Origin of the sequence: Priestia sp. FSL R5-0597 (genome assembly GCF_038006305.1) — a bacterium.
In the GTDB taxonomy this organism is placed as follows: domain Bacteria; phylum Bacillota; class Bacilli; order Bacillales; family Bacillaceae_H; genus Priestia; species Priestia zanthoxyli.
The window spans coordinates 4,948,351-4,970,472 of record NZ_JBBOUZ010000001.1 but is presented as its reverse complement, the minus strand read 5'-3'; the positions used below and the strand labels follow the sequence as shown (position 1 = coordinate 4,970,472).

Annotated in this window: 16 protein-coding genes; 13 read left to right on the top strand and 3 right to left on the bottom strand. The window is 39.4% G+C overall.

Annotated features, from left to right (window positions below; all coding sequences use genetic code 11):
• Positions 1-14: 14 nt before the first annotated feature.
• Positions 15-2,081 (bottom strand): transglycosylase domain-containing protein, encoded by a 2,067-nt coding sequence (locus tag MKX72_RS26215; protein ID WP_028411961.1) that lies wholly within the window; start codon positions 2,079-2,081, stop codon positions 15-17.
• A 266-nt stretch (positions 2,082-2,347) separates the two neighbouring features.
• On the opposite strand from MKX72_RS26215, the gene speE reads away from it, so the two are divergent.
• From speE to argS, 4 genes are all read left to right on the top strand, one after another.
• Positions 2,348-3,175 carry a spermidine synthase gene (speE, locus tag MKX72_RS26210; RefSeq protein ID WP_034264012.1) on the top strand — a complete coding sequence of 276 codons (828 nt, stop codon included), beginning with the start codon at positions 2,348-2,350 and terminating at the stop codon, positions 3,173-3,175.
• A gap of 75 nt (positions 3,176-3,250) precedes the next feature.
• Positions 3,251-4,129: an agmatinase gene (speB, locus tag MKX72_RS26205; RefSeq protein WP_028411962.1), complete on the top strand. Its 879-nt coding sequence runs from the start codon at positions 3,251-3,253 to the stop codon at positions 4,127-4,129.
• Positions 4,130-4,318: 189 nt separating this feature from the next.
• A complete protein-coding gene (locus MKX72_RS26200; protein WP_014457736.1) occupies positions 4,319-4,759 on the top strand; it encodes a DUF1934 domain-containing protein in 441 nt (146 codons plus the stop codon).
• Positions 4,756-6,426 carry an arginine--tRNA ligase gene (gene argS, locus MKX72_RS26195; RefSeq protein ID WP_033580387.1) on the top strand — a complete coding sequence of 557 codons (1,671 nt, stop codon included), beginning with the start codon at positions 4,756-4,758 and terminating at the stop codon, positions 6,424-6,426. The genes MKX72_RS26200 and argS overlap by 4 nt, the downstream gene beginning before the upstream one ends.
• Before the next feature lie 32 nt (positions 6,427-6,458).
• On the opposite strand, the gene uvsE is transcribed toward argS, so the two are convergent.
• The gene (gene uvsE / locus MKX72_RS26190) at positions 6,459-7,412 is read right to left on the bottom strand and encodes a UV DNA damage repair endonuclease UvsE (protein ID WP_034263994.1); all 954 of its coding nucleotides are present in this window, start codon (positions 7,410-7,412) and stop codon (positions 6,459-6,461) included.
• Between the two features lie 24 nt (positions 7,413-7,436).
• On the bottom strand, positions 7,437-8,630 hold the full coding sequence (gene cls, locus MKX72_RS26185; RefSeq protein ID WP_155008464.1) for a cardiolipin synthase: 1,194 nt from the start codon (positions 8,628-8,630) through the stop codon (positions 7,437-7,439).
• 198 nt (positions 8,631-8,828) lie between these two features.
• On the opposite strand from cls, the gene MKX72_RS26180 reads away from it, so the two are divergent.
• The 9 genes from MKX72_RS26180 to MKX72_RS26140 all read left to right on the top strand — a co-directional run bounded on the left by MKX72_RS26180 (position 8,829) and on the right by MKX72_RS26140 (position 22,088).
• Positions 8,829-10,940 carry a (Fe-S)-binding protein gene (locus MKX72_RS26180; protein WP_034263992.1) on the top strand — a complete coding sequence of 704 codons (2,112 nt, stop codon included), beginning with the start codon at positions 8,829-8,831 and terminating at the stop codon, positions 10,938-10,940.
• A 104-nt stretch (positions 10,941-11,044) separates the two neighbouring features.
• Positions 11,045-12,208 (top strand): acetyl-CoA C-acetyltransferase, encoded by a 1,164-nt coding sequence (locus MKX72_RS26175; protein ID WP_028411968.1) that lies wholly within the window; start codon positions 11,045-11,047, stop codon positions 12,206-12,208.
• A gap of 15 nt (positions 12,209-12,223) precedes the next feature.
• Complete coding sequence (locus MKX72_RS26170) at positions 12,224-13,078, top strand: 3-hydroxybutyryl-CoA dehydrogenase (protein WP_028411969.1); 855 nt, start codon at positions 12,224-12,226, stop codon at positions 13,076-13,078.
• 12 nt (positions 13,079-13,090) lie between these two features.
• Complete coding sequence (locus MKX72_RS26165; protein WP_028411970.1) at positions 13,091-14,218, top strand: acyl-CoA dehydrogenase; 1,128 nt, start codon at positions 13,091-13,093, stop codon at positions 14,216-14,218.
• 11 nt (positions 14,219-14,229) lie between these two features.
• The gene (locus MKX72_RS26160; RefSeq protein ID WP_013059833.1) at positions 14,230-15,363 is read left to right on the top strand and encodes an acyl-CoA dehydrogenase; all 1,134 of its coding nucleotides are present in this window, start codon (positions 14,230-14,232) and stop codon (positions 15,361-15,363) included.
• 27 nt (positions 15,364-15,390) lie between these two features.
• Positions 15,391-16,035, top strand: coding sequence for a TetR/AcrR family transcriptional regulator (locus MKX72_RS26155; protein ID WP_014457745.1), 645 nt, complete (start codon positions 15,391-15,393; stop codon positions 16,033-16,035).
• Positions 16,032-19,274, top strand: coding sequence for a fused isobutyryl-CoA mutase/GTPase IcmF (gene icmF / locus MKX72_RS26150; RefSeq protein ID WP_155008465.1), 3,243 nt, complete (start codon positions 16,032-16,034; stop codon positions 19,272-19,274). The genes MKX72_RS26155 and icmF overlap by 4 nt, the downstream gene beginning before the upstream one ends.
• A gap of 349 nt (positions 19,275-19,623) precedes the next feature.
• Positions 19,624-20,160, top strand: a complete 537-nt coding sequence (gene rpoE / locus MKX72_RS26145; protein ID WP_033580392.1) for a DNA-directed RNA polymerase subunit delta — start codon at positions 19,624-19,626, stop codon at positions 20,158-20,160.
• Positions 20,161-20,480: 320 nt separating this feature from the next.
• Complete coding sequence (locus MKX72_RS26140) at positions 20,481-22,088, top strand: CTP synthase (RefSeq protein ID WP_155008466.1); 1,608 nt, start codon at positions 20,481-20,483, stop codon at positions 22,086-22,088.
• Positions 22,089-22,122 lie beyond the last annotated feature (34 nt).

Below are 22,122 nucleotides of genomic sequence, written 5' to 3'. Positions count from 1 at the left end.
GCCTTAAGCTTTTTTTAATCAAACCATTTTGGGAACCAGTGAAATTTTTTACCTTCTGTTTCACGCTCTTTTTTCTTCGTTTTTGCTGCATGATCGATGTGATCAGTACAATATGTTTTAGGCTGTGTTCCAGTTAAATAATAAGCTTTATATTGAACAGGACATGATTTGGATGCTAACTTTCCATTTTGAGGATTAATGTTGACGCTCATTAATCCGTTTGGTGCTTTAAACTTTTCTTTTTTCTTCCCTTTTAAAGCATCTTCCATAAATAGCGCCCACATTTTTTTTGCGTATCCTTTTTCAGCTACATCATCCATTGTCCTTCCTTGATCATATCCAACCCAAACGCCTGAAACGAGCTGAGGAGAGTAGCCAATCATCCAGCTATCCGTAGAGGTTGTGCCGGATTTTCCCGCGTAAGGACGAGATACATATTTAGAAATAGGCTTTCCTGTGACGGTTGTGTAGCCATTTAGCTTTTGATTAAACATGCCTGTCATTAAATGGGTAGTAAGAAAAGCATAGCGTCTATCAATGACTTGTTTCCGTTCAGAAGGAGCTTGATAAACAACTTCTCCGTCATGGGTTTCAATTCGTTTAATAAATGTTGGACGAATTTCTTTTCCGCCATTAGCAAAGATGCCGTACGCATTAACCATATCAATGACTTTGACAGGTGAAGTTCCAAGAGCTAAAGATGGAACTTTCTTTAAAGGTGATGATATACCAAGTGTTTTAGCGGTTTCGATCAAGCGATTTTCCCCAATGAACAAATGCGTTTTGACCGCATAAATATTGTCTGAAAGTGCGATGGCTTGAGCCATTGTAATAGGCGCATCTGCATAATAATTGTGATAGTTACTAGGCGTGTATGTCGAAACACCATCTTCTAATTTGAACGTCGTTTCTTCACTTTTCATTGGAGTGGATTCAGTAAAACCATCTTTTAATGCCGCATAGTATAAAAATGGCTTCATCGTTGAGCCAGGCTGTCTTACTGCTTGAGTAGCGCGGTTAAACGGGCTCTTTTCATAATCTCTTCCACCAATAAGAGCTTTCACTTGTCCATTTTTAGGATTCATCGCAACAAATGCACTTTGTACGTCTGAAGAGCTGCTGATAACATCTTTCATTTTTTCTTCTGCCGTTCGCTGCATCTTTTCATCCAGCGTTGTATAAACGCGAAGTCCATTTGTATAAATCATGGTTTCATCAATGCCTAAATCTTGCTTTAATTCTGCTAGCGCTGCATCCATAAAGTAAGAAGCGTCTTCTTTGTTAGGATCTTTTTCAGCAGGCTTTGAAAATGCTAGGGGAGTTACCAGCGCTTTTGTTGCTTGCTTCGACGTAATAATTCCATCCTCTTTCATGAGAGATAAAATGATATTTTGTCGCTTTTTTGCATTTTCCTGATGAATAAGAGGAGAGTAGTAGCTAGGGCCTTTTGGAATACCGGCTAACATACTCGCTTCACTTAACGTCAAATTTTTGGCGTGCTTATCAAAGTACAGCCTAGCTGCCGCTTCAATTCCATAAGCTCCATGGCCGTAGTAAATCGTATTCATGTAGCCTTCTAGAATTTGGTCTTTGCTATAATTCATTTCTAACCGAATCGTATACAGAGCTTCTTGAAGCTTTCGAGTCCACGTTTTGTCGTGCTCTAAAAACAAGTTTCGTGCATACTGCTGAGTAATAGTACTCGCACCTTGTACTTTTCCCATAGCTTTTATATCAGCTACAATTGCTCCGGCGATTCGATGCATATCAAAGCCGTGATGCTCATAGAAGCGCTTATCTTCAACGGCTAAAGTCGCATCTTTTACGTAAGGTGAAATTTGATTAAGTGAAACCCAGTAGCGCTTTTGTCCATTGTGAACTTCATCAAGAACTTTACCGTTTGCTGAGTAGAAAACAGCTGTTTGAGAAACGTTTAGCGGAGGGGGGCCAGCGATTTTGGCGTAGAGAAAGATGCTTATGTAGGCAAACAACAATAAAGCCCCCGCTAATATACCAAGGACGAGAAGAATTCGGAAGATGCGTCTTGCCTTTTTTAAATGTTCGGTTAATACCGTTTCCATTTCTATTCACCACCAATATGTGTCACTATGCACCATACATGTTGCTTTCAACACAACAAAATTCTATTAAAAGAGCGGTGCAAGTAGATTCTAAAGCTTGTATCTATCATCAGTATGAAATAGAAAAGGAGGTTTTAAACCTCCATTGCTAAAAATTTTACTTGCTTTTTTGCTGAATTCATCTATACTTTTTTCATGTTTGTATAAATTATGTTAGGGTAATCTATGCATAGGTTAATTCTCAAAATAGAAGGGAAGATTTTGAAATGGAATTATGGTTCACAGAAAAGCAAACAAAGAACTTTGGTATTACAGCTAAAATTAATCGCACTTTACATACAGAGCAAACGGAGTTTCAAAAATTAGACATGGTTGAAACAGAAGAGTTTGGTAACATGCTCCTACTTGACGGTATGGTTATGACAACAGAAAAAGATGAGTTCGTTTATCATGAAATGGTTGCACATGTACCGTTATTTACGCATCCAAATCCAGAAAACGTACTAGTTGTAGGTGGAGGAGACGGAGGCGTAATTCGTGAAATCTTAAAACACCCAAGCGTAAAAAAAGCGACGTTAGTTGATATCGATGGAAAAGTTATTGAGTACTCAAAAAAATTCTTACCTTCAATTGCGGGTAAACTAGAAGATCCTCGTGTTGATGTACAAGTAGATGACGGATTTATGCACATCGCTAAAAGCGAGAACGAATACGATGTCATTTTAGTGGATTCAACAGAGCCAGTAGGTCCAGCTGTGAATTTATTTACAAAAGGATTCTATGCAGGTATCTCAAAAGCACTTAAAGAAGATGGTATCTTTGTTGCTCAATCGGACAACCCTTGGTTCACGCCAGAACTTATCTCAAATGTTCAGCGTGATGTAAGAGAAATCTTCCCGATTACACGTCTATACGTAGCAAATATTCCAACATACCCAAGCGGTTTATGGACATTTACAATAGGCTCAAAGAAACATGATCCATTGGAAGTAAGCGAAGATCGTTTCTTTGATATTGATACAAAATATTACACAAAAGAATTGCACAAAGCGGCATTTGCCTTACCTAAATTTGTGCAAGATCTTATTAAATAAGTTATCACATACAAGTGAGATGCCAGAGGTTTAAGGCTGGCATCTTTTCTATGAGTAATGAAGGAGGAACAAAATATGCGTTTTGATGAAGCTTATTCAGGTAATGTATTTATTGGCAGTCACCCTGTTTTTGAAGAAAGTGAAGCGGTTCTTTACGGAATGCCAATGGACTGGACAGTTAGCTATCGTCCAGGTTCACGATTTGGCCCAACTCGTATTCGTGAAGTATCAATTGGATTAGAAGAATACAGCCCGTATTTAGATCGGGAGCTAGAAGAAGTGAAATATTTTGATGCAGGAGATATTCCACTTCCATTTGGGAATCCTCAGCGCAGCTTGAACATAATTGAAGAGTATATCGACCAGCTTTTAGCAGCGGACAAGTTCCCATTAGGCATGGGCGGAGAGCATTTGGTTTCTTGGCCTGTTATGAAAGCTATGTATAAAAAATACCCGGATTTAGCCATTATCCATATGGATGCTCACACAGACCTTCGTGAAGAGTATGAAGGAGAACCACTTTCTCATTCCACTCCAATTCGTAAAGTTGCTGAACTAATCGGACCGGAGAATGTTTATTCATTTGGTATTCGTTCAGGAATGAAAGAAGAATTTCAATGGGCAAAAGAAAACGGTATGCATATTTCAAAATTTGAAGTTCTAGAGCCGTTAAAAGAGATTCTACCAACACTTGCAGGTCGTCCTGTTTATGTAACAATTGATATCGATGTATTAGATCCAGCGCACGCTCCTGGTACAGGAACAGTAGATGCAGGCGGTATCACATCAAAAGAGCTTTTAGCTTCTATTCACGCAATTGCTAAATCAGATCTTCGTATTGTCGGAGGAGATTTAGTCGAAGTAGCTCCAATTTATGATCCGTCTGAACAAACAGCTAATACAGCAAGCAAGCTTATTCGCGAAATGATCTTAGGCTGGGTTCAAAAGAAATAAATAAAGTAAAAAGGCGGCCGCCTACGGCCGCCTTTTTTGTTTGAAATATGTGAGTACGTCAAACACAGTGAAAAAAGGAATTCTCGGCTTATCTATCATATTTCCTTTGAAGTATTATTGAATTCTTTCTTTAGAATGTTTATACTATTTAAGTTATAACGTATTCATTTTAATAAGGAAGTGTCTTTTGTGAGTAACGCTTCAGAAGTCAAAAAACCCATTGAAGTTAAAATTGTGACGGATATCCGTGATGGTCACCGAAAAGAGACAACATCGGTAAATGCAAAAGGTATGTATTATGAAAAAGGATCGAAAATTTATCTTACATACACAGAGCGCCAAGAGGAAATCGGAGATATTAGAACAATGGTAAAAATTAGCGAAGACGAAGTATCAATTAACCGAACTGGTGCTGTTCAAATGAAGCAATCGTTTCGTAAAAAGGTACAGATCGAAGGAACTTATATAAGCCCTTATGGACGTATGGATTTACTAACATTCGCTCATAACATTGAATATAAACAAATGACTCAAAAGGGTCGGTTATTTTTAACGTATGATCTAGAAGTACAGGGTCAGCCTACCGGGAAATATGCGTTAACCATTACATTCAAGGAGGAGAAAAAATGAACATCGTCGAACAAGTGCAGCAAAAATTAAAAGCTGAAATTCAAGATGCTGTGGTCAAAGCAGGACTTGCTGAAAAAGCAGAACTTCCAGAAGTTCTATTAGAAACCCCAAAAGATAAAACACATGGTGATTATTCTACCAATATGGCTATGCAGCTAGCTCGTATTGCCAAAAAAGCACCGCGTGTTATCGCTGAAGAGCTTGTAGCAAACTTCGATAAATCAAAAGCATCTATCGAAAAAATTGACATTGCAGGCCCTGGATTCATCAACTTTTATATGAATAACTCTTATTTAACAGAGCTTATCCCAACGATTATAAAAGCTGGTGAAGCATACGGTGAGACAAACGTAGGGAACGGACAAAAAGTACAGGTTGAGTTTGTTTCAGCTAATCCGACAGGAGATTTACATTTAGGACATGCCCGCGGTGCTGCAGTTGGAGACTCATTATGTAATGTTCTTGAAAAAGCAGGTTACGATGTATCACGTGAATACTATATCAATGATGCTGGTAACCAAATTAATAACCTGGCTTATTCAGTAGAAGCACGCTACATGCAGGCTCTTGGTTTAGAGAAAGAAATGCCTGCAGACGGCTATCATGGTGCTGATATTATAAACATCGGAAAAGAGTTAGCAAAAGAGCACGGAGACAAGTATGTAAACGCCTCTGAAGAAGAGCGTTTTGAATTCTTCCGTCAATACGGATTAGATTATGAGTTAGCTAAATTAAAGCGTGATCTTGAACAGTTCCGTGTGAAATTTGACGTATGGTATTCTGAAACGTCTCTTTATAAAAATGATAAAATTTCAGTTGCACTTGAAACGTTGAAAAAACAAGGCCACGTATATGAAGAAGAAGGTGCTACGTGGTTCCGCTCTACAACATTTGGTGATGATAAAGACCGTGTGTTAATTAAAAATGACGGTTCATTTACGTACTTAACGCCAGATATTGCGTATCACCAAGACAAAATTCAACGCGGATTTGATAAGCTAATTAATATTTGGGGAGCCGACCACCATGGATATATTCCTCGTATGAAAGCGGCGATTCAAGCGCTTGGTTATGAAAAAGATACGCTGGAAGTAGAAATTATTCAAATGGTTCAACTGTATCAAAATGGCGAAAAAATGAAGATGAGCAAACGTACAGGTAAAGCAGTAACAATGCGTGACCTAGTAGAAGAGGTAGGTCTTGATGCAACTCGCTACTTCTTTGCGATGAGAAGTGCGGATACACATTTAGACTTTGATTTAGATTTAGCTGTTTCTCAATCTAATGAAAATCCTGTATACTACGCGCAATATGCTCATGCCCGTATTTGCAGTATTCTTCGTCAAGGTGAAGAGATGGGGATTCAATCAACATCTGGCGCCGACCTTTCATTAATTAGTGCAGAAAAAGAAATGGAACTGCTGAAGAAAATCGGAGAGTTCCCTCAGGCCGTAGCGGAAGCAGCAACAAAACGTATTCCGCACCGCATTACGAACTATGTATTTGATCTTGCTTCTACGTTCCATAGCTTCTATAATGCAGAAAAAGTATTAGACAGCGATAATATAGAAACAAGTAAAGCGCGTATTGAACTAGTGAAAGCTGTTCAAGTAACGCTTCAAAACTCCTTAAAACTAATTGGTGTTTCAGCACCTGAAAAAATGTAAATAAAAAAAGAGCCTCTTGGCTCTTTTTTTATTTAAAAAACAAGCGTGGCGCCTCCCGTACGCTTTACTCCTCTCATTGATGCTAAATCTTCCACTAATTTTAGCAGCGCTTTATCTTTTAACTTTGCTTCAATCATTACGTCAAAATCTTGTCCCATATCTTTAGCTATTTGCAAAAAAGGTGCGATGAAATCAGTTGAGACATAATCAGAGTGACTTCTAAATTCTTTTTCAGATTTAGGAGAAGAGATATGTACTTTTGGTTTTAATCCGATATGTTTCCACGTGTCAAAGATACGAGGGAGCAATAGGTCAAGAGGTTCTTCTCCTTCATTTGCTTTATGGTGGTGATAATCAAAGAGGAGAGGGACTTTCTCTTTTTCGCATACGGCTAATGTTTCTTCAGTTGTGTATGTTTTATCATCGTTTTCAAGAGTCATGCGCTTTTTAATGGCAGGCGGCAGCGTTTGAATGTTTTCATGAAATCGACCAATCGCTTTTTCTTTATTGCCATAAGCTCCTCCTACATGAATATTAATAAGAGCTTGATCAGCTACTCCCATCGCTTCAAGCATTCTATAGTGATAATCCATATCTTTTACCGCATTTTCTGTAATGTGTTTTTTGTCGCTTGTAAATAATGTGAACTGATTGGGGTGAAAACTCACGCGCAGCTGATGATTCCGAATCAATTCTCCTATCTCTGACCAGTCTTCTTGGAACGCATCAATGTAATTCCAAGCTACTTCAGGATGAGTAGCTAAAGGGACAAGAGAAGATGACAATCGATACAGCATAATTTCGTGGGCAATATTAAAATGCAAAGCGCGCTTAGTATGATTCAAATTTTGTTTTGTGACGTGATGAAGCTTATCCAGCCTCTCATCTTTTTTCATTTTTCCCCATCTAGTAAACGTGAGGGTTTTAGCAGGTGAGCAGTCCCAAAGCGACAGGGCATGTGATACATAGCCAAATCTAATTTTCATGATAAATCTTCCTCTTTTCGTTCATTAAAGTAACGGAGAAATAAAGGTTGCAAATCCTTGCTTTAGTTTTTCACTCCATTTTCGGTTTTTGACATCTTCTAAAGACAAAATTGGGCATTCCCCCATACAAGCTTTAAAGCTGTTCTTTATTTCTTCAATATACGTTGCATCATAGATTAAACAGTTGATTTCAGCATTTAAGAACAAGCTTCTTTTATCAAAATTAGCCGTTCCTACATCGCAGATAACATTGTCTGCAATTAATACTTTGGCATGGTAAAAACCGTAATAATATTGATAAATCATACAACCTGCTTGAAGTAATGTGGGAAGATAAGCAAACGCAGCATGATGAACAAGCGGTTGATCTGCACGCATTGGAATTAAAATATGAACTTTTACTCCCCGTGTACGAGCTTGGAGTAAAGCATTCATCAAAGGTTCACTTGGAATAAAATAAGGAGTACCTATGTACAATTCCCTATTGGCTTGGTTGATAATCGATAAAAAGCTTTCTTCAAGTGAAAAACCTTCAGTCGACTTTAGCTGAATAACATAGTCTCCTTCAGAGGTTGGTGGAAAGTATCTTTCCACTTTACGCAGGTCTAAGCCGGTAGCAGCATACCAGTCGCTCAATAGTTGCATTTGAAGGTCTTGTATACCTTCCCCTTTCATACGCAGGTGGTAATCTTTCCACACCCCAAGCTTGGCGTCGAGTCCTAAATATTCTCTTCCAATATTAAAACCGCCAATGTAGCCAACTTTCCCATCAATAACGGCCATTTTACGGTGATTGCGTGCGTTGAGTGTATAAAACAAATAAGGCCACCGTAGCGTTCGACTGTAAGCAAAATGAACACCTTGTTTCTTTAAGAATGCAATTTTGTTTTTCTTGATTTTATAGCTTCCTACACGGTCTACCAATAATCTGACTTCAACATTTTGCTGTGCTTTTTGGACTAGTAAATCTAAAAATTCTTGGCTAATTTCATCATTTTGTACAATGTAAAACGATAAATGGATAAATGAAGAGGCATTTTCTATTTCGTGAAATAAATCTTTATACAAGACATTCCCGTCTGCGAACAAAAAGAGAGAAGCACGGCGTTTTGGAAAAGTATTTTCAGCCTGGGAAAATACTTTCTTTCCAACACCAAGGTCAATTGCAAGCCAAGCAATAAAAATAATAAAAAGTAAAATCACAATCATGCCGCTCATCATGTCACCTCTTTTCCCGATGTAAATACATTTTATGTTGTTCTTAGTGTCACCTTGTTTAAATAGAATATGAACAAAAGAACGAAAAGATATTGACTGAATGCTCATTCATTATATACAATGAAAACAGATATATTATCAGAAAATTTAGTCGTCAGGAGGAAAGAAAGGTAACAAATTATTCAAGGAGGGGACGAGATGACAGGGTTGCTGTGGGTGAATTTTCTCTTTTTTATTATTGTAACCGCTTACGCTATCTCTTTGTTTGTATATTTAATTCGCACACGCATTGAGTACATTCAATTAGGAAAAAAAGTTGAATTTGATCAGCGGTTAAAAGAAAGGCTGCAAAAAATTTGGGTGAATGTGTTTGGACAAAAGAAACTGTTAAAAGATAAAAAAAGTGGAATTATGCACGTCATGTTTTTTTATGGGTTTATTTTAGTTCAATTCGGCGCGTTAGACTTCATTATAAAAGGTTTGCTTCCAGGTAAACATTTGCCGCTTGGACCTTTATATCCCGGCTTTACATTTTTCCAAGAAATTGTGACGTTTTTGATTTTAGTAGCAGTTGTCTGGGCTTTTCACCGTCGCTATGTAGAAAAGCTTGTGCGTTTAAAAAGAGGATTTAAATCTGGTTTAGTACTGATTTTTATTGGAGCACTTATGCTGTCAGTGCTTGTTGGAAACGGCATGTCAATCATCTGGCATAATCATGAACCAGCATGGACAGAACCGATTGCGTCATCTATTGCCATCTTGTTTAAGGGAATCAATGATACTGCCGCTATCTCCATTTTTTATGTTTCATGGTGGATTCACTTAGCCGTGTTATTGACGTTTTTAGTATATGTTCCTCAATCAAAACATGCTCATTTACTGGCTGGACCGGCTAACGTATTTTTTAACCGTGTTTCTAAGCCAGGTAAGCTTGAAAAGATTGATTTTGAAGATGAGACGCAGGAGACGTTTGGGGTTGGTAAGATTGAAGAATTCACGCAGCATCAGCTCATTGATTTATATGCCTGTGTAGAATGCGGTCGATGTACGAATATGTGTCCGGCAACTGGTACGGGGAAAATTTTGTCTCCAATGGATTTAATTTTGAAGATGCGCGATCACTTAACAGAAAAAGGAGCGGTTGTGACATCTAAGGCTCCTTGGGTTCCTACGTATGCATTCTCTAAAACAAAAGGAAATCAGCTGGCGATGATGGCGGCCAGCCAAGGCGGAGCAGAAGCCGCAGCAACAGCGGAATATAATCCCGCCCTAATTGGAGATGTCATTACGGAAGAAGAAATTTGGGCATGTACAACGTGCCGAAACTGTGAAGATCAATGTCCCGTAATGAACGAGCATGTAGATAAGATCATAGATTTACGACGTTTTTTAGTATTAACCGAAGGAAAGATGGACGCGGATGCTCAGCGTGCCATGACGAATATTGAGCGTCAAGGAAACCCTTGGGGATTAAACCGAAAAGAGCGTGAAGAATGGCGACATGTAAGAGAAGATGTTCACATTCCGACTGTTAAAGAAGTAAGTAAAGCGGGTGAAACGTTTGAGTATTTGTTCTGGGTAGGTTCGATGGGATCTTATGATAACCGCAGTCAAAAAATCGCTCTATCGTTTGCTAAGCTTCTCAATGAAGCTGGTGTTTCATTTGCGATTTTAGGAAATAAAGAAAAAAATTCTGGTGATACGCCCCGCAGGTTGGGCAATGAATTTTTATTCCAAGAGTTAGCTTCTAAAAATATCGCTGAATTTGAAAAAAATGAAATCAAAAAAATTGTTACGATTGATCCACATGCTTACAATATCTTCAAAAATGAATATCCAGATTTCGGTTTTGAAGGAGAAGTGTATCATCACACAGAATTATTAGCTATGTTGGTGAAAGAAGGTAAGCTGACACCAAAACATGCGGTTAATGAAAAAATTACCTTCCATGATTCCTGTTATTTAGGAAGATATAACGAAGTATACAGTCCACCAAGAGAAATTTTGAAAGCGATTCCAGGTGTTAGTTTGATTGAAATGGATCGCAACCGTGAAAATGGTATGTGCTGTGGAGCAGGAGGAGGGTTAATGTGGACGGAAGAAACGACCGGCCAGCGCATTAACGTAGCGCGCACGGAACAAGCCTTAGCCGTTAATCCAAGCATTATCAGTTCAGGTTGTCCGTACTGCTTAACGATGCTAAGTGACGGAACAAAAGCAAAAGAAGTAGAAGAAAAGGTTCATACGTATGACGTAGCAGAACTGCTTGAAAAGTCAATTTATGGTGACGTGCAAGAACAGGTTTCATAAAGGAGAAGTAGAGATGGTATTCATCTCTACTTTTTAAAGAAAAGAAATTGAGCAAGCGTTCAATCGGCAAGGACAAAGAGTAGGAAAAAGGGGAGGAAACAATAGTGGGGAAAACAGTTATTGTGAGTGCAGTTCGAACACCTTTTGGAAAATTAGGTGGCAGCGTAAGCGGACTAAAAGCGGCAGAACTAGGGGGGAGAGCGATTCAAGCAGCATCAAAGGGACGTACAGAAATTGATTCCGTTATTATGGGGTGCGTGCTGCAAGGGGGCCAAGGACAGCTACCTTCTAGGCAAGCCATGCATTATGCAGGTTTACCGTGGCAAGTAGAGACGGAAACCATTAATAAAGTTTGTGCATCGGGTATGCGCAGTATTACAACTGCTGATCAGCTGATTCGATTAGGAGAAGCAAAAACAATCATTGCAGGTGGAATGGAATCGATGAGTAACGCGCCGTATCTTCTTCCAAAAGCAAGATGGGGATTCCGGATGGGAGATAGCGTGGTGACGGATTTGATGGTTCATGACGGTTTGACATGCAGCTTTACAGGGGTGCAAATGGGTACGTATGGAAATCAAATAGCTTCTGAAATGAATATTTCCCGAGAAAAGCAGGATGAATGGGCGCTTCGCAGTCATCAATTAGCGGTAGAGTCAGAAGAAAAAGGGAGATGGGATGCAGAAAGAATTTCAGTTGATATTCCGTCTAAAAAAGGAACGATAACGGTTCAAAAAGATGAAGGACCAAGAAAAGATACGTCGTTAGAAAAACTCTCGTCTCTTCGGCCTGTATTTGGCCACAGTGGAACCATTACAGCAGGAAATGCACCTAGCGTGAATGACGGAGCAGCTGCGCTCATGCTAATGGATGAAGATGTGGCGAAAGCAAATGGCTATGAGCCGTTGGCTACGATTATAAACCATACTTCTCTTGCGATGGAGCCAAGGGAATTTCCGAAAACGCCTGGGTTTGCTATTAACAAGCTACTGCAAAAAACAAAGAAGACAGTAGACGATATTGCGCTGTTTGAAATCAATGAAGCTTTTTCAGCAGTAGCATTAATGAGTATGGAGATTGCAGGGCTTCCGGCTGAAAGAGTAAATGTGAACGGCGGGGCAGTGGCACTTGGACATCCGATTGGAGCAAGCGGCGCCCGTATTGTTGTAACGCTCATTCATGAATTAAGACGACGAGGCGGCGGACTAGGCATTGCTTCTATTTGCAGCGGCGGCGGCCAAGGTGATGCCATCATGGTAGAAGTGTAAAAGGGGGAAATCAACTTGAATATTGAAACAGTTATGGTTATTGGAGCAGGTCAGATGGGAGCAGGCATTGCGCAAGTATTTGCTGCGAACGGATATCAAGTTTCTTTGTATGACGTTGATCAAAAAAATACACAAAAAGGAATAGAAGGTATTGATAAACGTCTGAAAAAACAGGTGGAAAAAGGTTCTCTCTCAGCTAAGGAATATGAAGGGATTATGGAGCGCCTTCACTTGGCAAATGAAATAACAGCAGCACAAAAAGCAGATTTAATCGTCGAAGCGGTTGTGGAAAAGATGGAAGTCAAGCAAGCCATTTTTGCGGAGTTGGATTCGTTAGCCCCGAGTCATACTATTTTAGCAACCAACACGTCTTCGCTTCCTATTACTGAAATTGCAGCTGTGACCACTCGACCTGAAAAAGTAATTGGCATGCACTTTATGAATCCTGTTCCCGTGATGAAGCTCGTTGAAATTATTAGAGGGCTGGCTACTGCTGATGAAGTGTATCAAGCGGTCTATGAAACAACAAAAAAATTAAATAAAACCCCGGTGGAAGTTCATGATTTTCCAGGGTTTGTTTCAAATCGAATTTTAATGCCAATGATTAACGAAGCTGTGTTTACGCTCTATGAAGGTGTAGCAAACGAAGAGGATATTGATCAAGTGATGAAACTAGGAATGAACCATCCAATGGGACCTTTGACATTAGCAGATTTCATCGGCCTCGATACATGTTTGTTTATTATGGAAACGCTCCATAAAGGGTTTGGTGATGACAAATATCGTCCTTGTCCATTGCTTAGGAAATATGTAAAGGCAGGATGGCTTGGTCGAAAAACAGGAAAAGGATTTTTTACGTACGAAACATAAAGGAGTGGCAAAATGATCTTTTTTACGTCTGAACAACACATGATTAAAAAGATGGTAGCTGATTTTAGTGAAAAAGAAGTCGCTGCGGCTGTGCCAAACATGGAGAAGGGTGAATTTCCTCGAGGTTTATTAAAGCAGATGGCTGATCTTGGCCTGATGGGCATTCCCGTTCCTCAAACATACGGAGGAGGTGGACTGGACTTTGTGTCATACATGATTGCCATCCACGAAATATCAAAAGTAAGTCCAGCCCTCGGCGTCATTTTGTCTGTTCATACTTCTGTAGGTACGAATCCTATTGTCGTATTTGGGACGGAAGATCAAAAACAAAAGTATGTAAAAAAACTTGCGACAGGTGAATATTTAGGTGCTTTTTGCCTAACAGAACCTAGTGCAGGGTCTGATGCCGCAAGCCTAAAAACAAAAGCAGAACGAAAAGGAGACCACTATCTTTTAAATGGGTCAAAGCTTTTCATTACAAACGGGGGAGAAGCGGATACATATATTGTATTTGCTAAAACGAATCCCGAACGCGGGTCGAGAGGGATGAGCGCCTTTATCGTTGAAAAGACGATGGAGGGATTTTCAGTAGGAAAAGATGAACATAAAATGGGTCTTCACGGTTCTCGAACGGTTCAACTGCACTTTGAAAATATGCAGGTGCCTGTAGAAAATCGTCTCGGAGAAGAAGGTGAAGGATTTCGAATTGCTATGGCTAATTTAAATGCTGGAAGAATTGGTATTGCTGCTCAGGCGGTAGGAATTGCTGAAGGTGCGTTAACGGCAGCCAAAAACTATGCAAATGAACGATATCAATTTGGAAAGCCGATTTTATCTCAGCAGGGAATTGCCTTTAAACTGGCTGATATGGAAACGGCTGTTGAATCAGCGAAGCTTTTAATGTACAGAGCCGCTTTTTTATATGATCAAAAACTTCCTTGCAAAAAAGAAGCCTCAATGGCGAAATTGTTTGCTTCCCAGACGGCTATGAATGTAGCAATCGATGCGATTCAAGTTTTGGGAGGCTATGGTTATATGAAAGATTATCCAGTAGAGAGGTATTTTCGTGACGCCAAAGTGTGCGAAATCTACGAAGGTACAAGCGAAATTCAGCGCATTGTCATTAGCAGTCAACTATAGGGGGAATAATCATGTTTTTTAAACTTTCAGAAGAGCACGAAATGATTCGAAAAATGGTGCGAGACTTTGCCAAAAACGAAGTGGCTCCGACAGCTGCACAACGAGATGAAGAAGAGCGTTTTGACAGAGGAATCTTTACACAAATGGCTGATCTAGGATTAACAGGTATTCCATGGCCAGAGCAATACGGAGGAATCGGCAGTGACTATCTAGCTTATTGCATTGCCGTTGAAGAACTATCTAGAGTATGTGCATCAACAGGCGTTACGTTGTCGGCTCATACTTCTCTTGCCGGCTGGCCAATCTATACATTCGGAACAGAAGAACAAAAACAAAAATACCTGAAACCTATGGCAACGGGTGAGAAAATAGGTGCTTATGGGTTAACGGAACCGAGTGCTGGATCAGACGCAGGAGGAATGAGAACGCTCGCTGTAAAGGACGGAGAAGATTATATTTTAAATGGTTCTAAAATCTTTATTACAAACGGCGGCGAAGCAGATATTTACGTCGTATTTGCTCGCATCGATCCTAATGAAAAACGCACGAGCGCTTTTATTATTGAAAAAGATATGCCGGGATTTTCAGTTGGTAAAAAAGAAAAGAAACTGGGCATTCGCTCCTCACCTACCACAGAAATTATTTTCGAGGATTGCCGTGTTCCAAAAGAAAATTTGCTAGGAAATGAAGGAGAAGGATTTAAAGTTGCCATGATGACGCTAGATGGCGGCCGAAATGGTATTGCAGCGCAGGCGGTAGGAATTGCTCAAGGAGCGTTAGATGCGGCGGTGGCTTATGCAAAGGAACGTCAGCAATTTGGAAAGCCCATTATTTCTCAGCAAGGAATTGCGTTTAAGTTAGCCGACATGGCCACGAGTATAGAAGCTGCCAGACTGTTAACCTATCAAGCTGCTTGGCTCGAGTCTCAAGGGCTGCCATACGGCAAAGAATCAGCCATGTCAAAATTATATGCTGGGGATACAGCAATGAAAGTAACGACAGAAGCTGTTCAAGTATTTGGAGGGTACGGTTATACAAAAGATTATCCAGTAGAACGTTTTATGAGAGATGCAAAAATCACGCAAATTTATGAGGGTACACAAGAAATTCAGCGTCTCGTCATTTCTAGGTATCTTGCTAAATAAAACACTTGTTGTAGGAGAGGTGAAAAAATGAAAAAGAGAGAAGTTCTCACATCCATTAAAGATGAAAAGCTGATTGTAGAGCGTCGTAATCAAATGATTAAAGGGGCCGTCACGCTATTTAAGGAAAAAGGTTTTCACCGAACAACAACAAGGGAAATTGCCAAAGCCGCTGGGTTCAGTATCGGTACACTTTACGAATATATTCAATCTAAAGAAGATGTTTTATATCTTGTATGTGACAACATTTACGACGAAGTGAGAGAGCGATTAGAAGAGATGGTAGTGGATCGTTATACAATCGCTGAGCTTCAACAAGCGATTCAACACTATTTTAAAGTTGTAGATGAGCTTCAAGATGAAGTATTAGTTATGTACCAAGAAGCGAAATCGCTGTCTAAAGATGCGCTTCCATATGTATTAAAAAAAGAGCTGGATATGGTTGAAATGTTTAAGGTTATTATCGAAGGCTGCGTAGAAAACAATCAATTTGCACTTACGGATAAAGAAATTTCGCTGTTTGCTCATCATTTATTTGTTCAAGGTCAGATGTGGGCATTTCGCAGATGGTGGCTGCAAAAGCATTATTCACTAGAAGAATATACAAATATGCAGTTGGATTTTTTACTTAAAAATTTTTCATTTCAACAACTGTGTGAGGGGGAGACAGTTTGAATACAAGCAAAAGACCGCTTCGTTTTTTAACCGCTTCTAGCCTGTTTGACGGCCACGATGCGTCTATTAATATTATGAGACGGATTCTTCAAGCCAAGGGGGTAGAAGTCATTCATCTGGGGCATAACCGATCTGTTGAAGAAATTGTTAACGCTTCCATACAAGAGGATGTTCAGGGGATCGCCATTTCTTCTTACCAAGGCGGCCATGTAGAATATTTTAAGTATATGTACGATTTACTCCAAGAACAACAGGCTTCTCATATTAAAATTTATGGCGGCGGCGGCGGGGTAATTATTCCGAGTGAGATTCAAGAGCTTCATGATTACGGCATCTCTAAAATCTTTTCTCCGGAAGATGGACGAAAAATGGGGTTAGAAGGCATGATTCAATTCATGATCGATGATTGTTATTACACAAATCCCCCTGCACTGCCGAATGATCGAACCTTAACGCCGGCTAATGACCGTTTAATTGCCCAGCTTATTACATGTGCTGAAAATGAAGCCTATGAATACACAAAAGAGCATGCAGCCGCTCTTGAAGAAATACGAGAAAGTGTAATCGACAGCGAGACAGATCAAAAAATACCGGTTATTGGAATCACAGGAACAGGAGGAGCGGGGAAAAGTTCGCTTACGGATGAATTAGTAAGAAGGTTTATTGAACATATTCCAGATATTCATGTAGCTGTTTTATCCGTTGATCCAACTAAACAAAAGACCGGAGGAGCGCTTCTTGGGGATCGAATTCGCATGAACATCGCAGCGTCTCCTCGTGTGTATATGAGAAGTTTGGCCACGCGTTCATCTGGACATGAGCTATCGGCGGCCATTCGAGATGGAATTGCCGTCGTGAAAAAAGCGGGCTTCGACATTATCATTGTCGAAACAAGCGGCATCGGGCAAGCTGATGCTCAAGTTAAAGATATTGCAAACGTCTCTCTTTATGTCATGACAAGCGAATTTGGCGCGCCGTCGCAGTTAGAAAAGATTGAAATGATTGATTACGCAGACTTTATTGTCATCAATAAATTTGAAAAAAAAGGTTCCGAAGACGCAAAAAAACAAGTGCAGCGTCAATATCAGCGCAATCATCAGCTGTTTGAAAATAGTCTCTCTACGATGCCAGTTTACGGAACAATCGCGAGTCAGTTCAACGACGGGGGAACAAATATTTTATTTGAAGATCTTGTAAATCATCTGCATCAAACATACCGTACGTCTTGGCACGTAGAAAAATCATCAGAGCGCGTAAGTGAAAAGAAATATACCATCATTCCTAATGATCAACAGCAATATTTACAGGAGATTGTAAACAGCGTTCGCTCTTATCACCGCAATACGGACGTTCAAGCGCAAACAGCGCGTAAATTTTATCAGCTAGAGGGTGCTCTCGAAGAAGTGGAAACAGAAACAGCCAAGCAAGAGCTCACTCAGCTAAAGGAGAAATATCAAAAACAGCTAACGGCCGAATCGATTGAAAAGCTGGAAAACTGGCCTAAATTAAAAAGTCAGTATCGGCAAGAAGAACTTATTACAAAGGTAAGAAATAAAGAAATTAAAACGTCTTTGCAAGTTGATACGCTATCAGGACTGCGTATTCCGCGCGTGGCCCTTCCAAAGGTTGATGAATACGGGGAAGTTCTTCGTTTTCTTTATAAAGAAAACGTGCCAGGTGCATTTCCATACACAGCAGGTGTTTTTCCGTTCAAACGAAAAGGTGAAGATCCTAAGCGTCAATTCGCAGGTGAAGGAACACCAGAACGAACCAATCGCCGCTTTCACTATTTGTCAAAAGATGATGAGGCCAAGCGTTTAAGTACAGCGTTTGATTCTGTAACGCTTTATGGAGAAAATCCGGATCCAAGGCCGGATATTTTCGGGAAAATTGGCGAAAGCGGCGTAAATGTCTGTACGCTTGATGATATGAAACTTTTGTATAAGGGATTTGATCTTTGCCATCCTTCGACTTCCGTTTCGATGACGATTAATGGGCCGGCTCCGATATTATTAGCTATGTTTATGAATACAGCTATCAGCCAGCAGGTAGAAAAGAAAGAAGAAGAATTCAAGCGTCCTTTAACGGAACAGGAATACGAGGAAGTAAAATCGGGTACGTTGAAACAAGTAAGAGGAACCGTTCAAGCGGATATTTTAAAAGAAGATCAAGGCCAAAATACGTGTATTTTTTCCACAGAATTTGCGTTAAAAATGATGGGAGATATTCAGCAGTACTTTATTGACGAGAAAGTGCGCAACTATTATTCTGTGTCTATTTCAGGCTATCATATTGCTGAAGCAGGGGCGAATCCAATTTCTCAGCTCGCGTTTACATTAGCCAACGGTTTTACGTACGTGGAATATTACTTAAGCCGAGGGATGCATATTGATGATTTTGCTCCTAATTTATCGTTTTTCTTTAGTAATGGACTTGACCCTGAATACACGGTTATTGGACGTGTGGCAAGAAGAATATGGGCAATTGTGATGCGTGATAAATACGGCGCAAATGAACGCAGTCAAAAGCTTAAGTATCATATTCAAACATCCGGCCGATCGCTTCATGCACAGGAAATTAATTTTAATGATATACGTACGACGCTGCAAGCCTTAATGGCTCTTCATGACAACTGCAACTCTCTTCATACCAATGCGTATGATGAAGCAATTACAACACCGACAGAGGAATCTGTACGTAGAGCGATGGCCATTCAACTAATCATTACAAAAGAGCATGGACTCACTAAGAATGAAAATCCATTACAGGGCTCTTTTATTATTGATGAACTAACAGACTTGGTAGAAGAAGCGGTATTGGCTGAATTTCAACGCTTAAATGATCGAGGCGGCGTTTTAGGTGCGATGGAAATGCAGTATCAGCGAGGTAAGATTCAAGATGAATCGATGGAATACGAGATGCAAAAACATACGGGAGCTTTACCTATTATAGGAGTAAATACGTATATTAATCCAAATGAAGAGGAAAGTTCCTCAGTTGATGACATGCAGTTAGCCCGCGCATCAAAAGAAGAAAAAAATCATCAAATTAATCAGCTTCAGAAGTTTCAACAGCAGCATGAAGAAAAAAGAGAAGACGCGCTGAAAAGGTTAAAGAAAGCTGCAACAGAAGGAGAGAACATTTTCAAAGAGTTAATGGAGACTGTTAAAGTAGCCAGCTTAGGAGAAATTACGCGAGCTTTATATGAATGCGGTGGGCAATATCGTCGAAATATGTAATAATGTATCGTTAGTATATAGTGATATATTAAAAGCCGCGATGACTATTTTTGGTCATCGCGGCTTTTATAGACTTAACCCTAACGGACTCAGAATAACTGATGGTGAATTCCTTTTGGTCAAAGGATACTGTTGGTGTATCAAGTAGAATGTATTATAGTAATAAAATGTCTATTTTTTCGTTGTTTTATGCGAAATTCTCGAGAATTTTAGAAACGAGGCTAGCATAAATGTATTGAATTTGTTTATAATGAATGGTATGTATTTATTCGTTTCCATCATTTACACATATGATGAATTGATTTAATAGATTTTCGATATACATAGCCATAGAAAGGATGTGCCAGATTTGAGTTTAGCACAGTACTCAAAAACGGATTTAAAAGAAATGTCGATGATTGAGATTGCTTACGCGCTTCTAGAAGAAAAAACAGATCGTCAAGCAATGTCATTCCAAGAAATTATTGCTGAAATTAAAGCAGCAGCGGAAATGTCAGATCAAGAATTAAAAACGAGATTAGCTCAGTTTTATACAGATATTAATATTGATGGTCGCTTTTTAACAGTAGGGGACAACCATTGGGGTCTTCGTGGATGGTATCCTTTTGACCAGGCTGAAGAAGAAGTTATTCCGGTTGCAAAACCTAAAAAGAAAAAAGCGAAAAAAGCTGTTGTTGAAGAAGTTGAAGACTTTGATGATCTAGAAGAAGATTTAGATTATGAAGATGTTGACGATCTAGACGAAGAAGAAGATTTTGAAGACATCGATGAGCTAGAAGAAGATGAAGATGATCTTGCAGAAGACGATTTTGACGATTTAGAAGATGATCTAGACGATGATGAGGAAGATGAAGAAGACGATTATGAGGACGAAAAAGAAAAATAATCCTTCTTGACTTTTTCAAGCGAAGTAGGTAGAATCTTTTTTGGGCTCTTTAAACAAGCATTTAAAAAGTTTTTATTTAAAATAGACTATTGCTCCCAATCCAGTTTTGGTATTGGGAGCAATTTTTTTATTTTATTTATCAATGTTTTACACCCCGATATGTTCTTATAAATCCTTGATAGAAACTTTCTTTTGGTTCTTGAACGTTTCACATTCATAAGGTTTCTTATAATTTCGCATGCACAATGAATGAATTGTGATTGTTTATGTGAAAACTTTTAATATTGTACAGCTCAAATTATTTAGAGGGGGAAGTATAGATGACAAAGTATATTTTCGTAACAGGCGGTGTTGTATCATCTCTAGGAAAAGGGATTACAGCAGCTTCTTTAGGCCGTTTATTAAAAAACCGTGGGTTGAACGTAACGATTCAAAAGTTTGATCCATACATTAACGTAGACCCAGGAACAATGAGTCCATACCAACACGGTGAGGTATTCGTAACAGATGACGGCGCGGAAACAGACTTAGACTTAGGTCACTATGAGCGTTTTATCGATATCAACTTAAATCGCTACAGCAATGTAACAACAGGTAAAGTATATTCAACAGTATTGAAAAAAGAGCGTCGCGGTGATTATTTAGGCGGAACAGTTCAGGTTATTCCGCACATCACAAATGAAATTAAAGAACGCGTTTTCCGTGCAGGCAAAGAAACAAACGCAGATGTTGTTATTACTGAAATCGGCGGAACGGTAGGAGATATTGAATCACTTCCTTTCCTAGAGGCTATTCGTCAAATCAAAAGCGATATTGGCCGTGACAACGTTATGTATATTCACTGTACACTTGTGCCATATTTAAAAGCGGCTGGTGAAATGAAAACAAAACCAACACAGCATAGTGTAAAAGAATTACGTAGCTTAGGTATTCAGCCAAACGTGATTGTTGTTCGTACAGAAATGCCAATTTCTGAAGATATGAAAGATAAGCTAGCTTTATTCTGCGACATTGATCCAAAAGCAGTTATTGAGTGTGCAGACGCTGAAACATTATATGAAATTCCACTATCTCTACAAGAGCAGCACTTAGATCAAATCACATGCGATCACTTGAAATTAGATTGCAATGAGGCAGAAATGACTGAGTGGAAAGCACTTGTTGAGAAAGTAAAAGGACTTTCAAACACAACAAAAATTGCATTAGTTGGTAAGTATGTAGAGCTTCAAGATGCTTATATTTCTGTTGTAGAAGCAATGAAACATGCTGGATATGCATTCGATGCAGATGTAAATATCAAGTGGGTAAATTCTGAATTTGTAACAAAAGAAAATGTTCAAGATTTACTTGGTGATGTAGACGGTATCTTAGTTCCAGGTGGATTTGGGGATCGTGGAATCGAAGGTAAAATTGTGGCAACACAATATGCACGTGAGCAAAAAGTTCCATTCTTAGGTATTTGTTTAGGTATGCAGCTAGCATCAGTTGAGTTTGCACGCAATGTATTAGGATTAGAAGGCGCACATTCAGCAGAAATTGCACCTGAAACAAATTATCCAATTATCGACTTATTACCGGAACAAAAAGACGTAGAAGACTTAGGTGGTACATTACGCTTAGGATTATATCCTTGTAAATTGTCTGAAGATACGCTTGCATATGAAGCATATCAAGATGAAGTGGTGTATGAGCGTCATCGTCACCGCTATGAATTTAACAACGAATATCGCCAGCAAATGGAAGAGAAAGGCTTTATCTTCTCTGGTACAAGCCCGGATGGCCGTTTAGTTGAAATTGTAGAGCTTAAAGACCACCCATGGTTCTTGGCTTCACAATTCCACCCAGAATTCACGTCTCGTCCAACAAGACCGCAACCATTGTTCAAAGAATTTATTCGCGCATCAATGGAGTCAGGCCAAAACAAATAAGTGAAATAAAAACACGCTGTCTTTAGACAGCGTG

What these genes read in the sequence shown, in the direction of transcription:
- speE (WP_034264012.1), top strand. Translation starts at nt 2,348, where the DNA reads ATGGAATTATGGTTCACAGAAAAGCAAACAAAGAACTTTGGTATTACA.
- MKX72_RS26160 (WP_013059833.1), top strand. Translation starts at nt 14,230, where the DNA reads ATGTTTTTTAAACTTTCAGAAGAGCACGAAATGATTCGAAAAATGGTG.
- MKX72_RS26155 (WP_014457745.1), top strand. Translation starts at nt 15,391, where the DNA reads ATGAAAAAGAGAGAAGTTCTCACATCCATTAAAGATGAAAAGCTGATT.
- MKX72_RS26215 (WP_028411961.1), bottom strand. Translation starts at nt 2,081, where the DNA reads ATGGAAACGGTATTAACCGAACATTTAAAAAAGGCAAGACGCATCTTC.
- cls (WP_155008464.1), bottom strand. Translation starts at nt 8,630, where the DNA reads ATGAGCGGCATGATTGTGATTTTACTTTTTATTATTTTTATTGCTTGG.
- MKX72_RS26165 (WP_028411970.1), top strand. Translation starts at nt 13,091, where the DNA reads ATGATCTTTTTTACGTCTGAACAACACATGATTAAAAAGATGGTAGCT.
- speB (WP_028411962.1), top strand. Translation starts at nt 3,251, where the DNA reads ATGCGTTTTGATGAAGCTTATTCAGGTAATGTATTTATTGGCAGTCAC.
- MKX72_RS26140 (WP_155008466.1), top strand. Translation starts at nt 20,481, where the DNA reads ATGACAAAGTATATTTTCGTAACAGGCGGTGTTGTATCATCTCTAGGA.
- uvsE (WP_034263994.1), bottom strand. Translation starts at nt 7,412, where the DNA reads ATGAAAATTAGATTTGGCTATGTATCACATGCCCTGTCGCTTTGGGAC.
- argS (WP_033580387.1), top strand. Translation starts at nt 4,756, where the DNA reads ATGAACATCGTCGAACAAGTGCAGCAAAAATTAAAAGCTGAAATTCAA.
- MKX72_RS26180 (WP_034263992.1), top strand. Translation starts at nt 8,829, where the DNA reads ATGACAGGGTTGCTGTGGGTGAATTTTCTCTTTTTTATTATTGTAACC.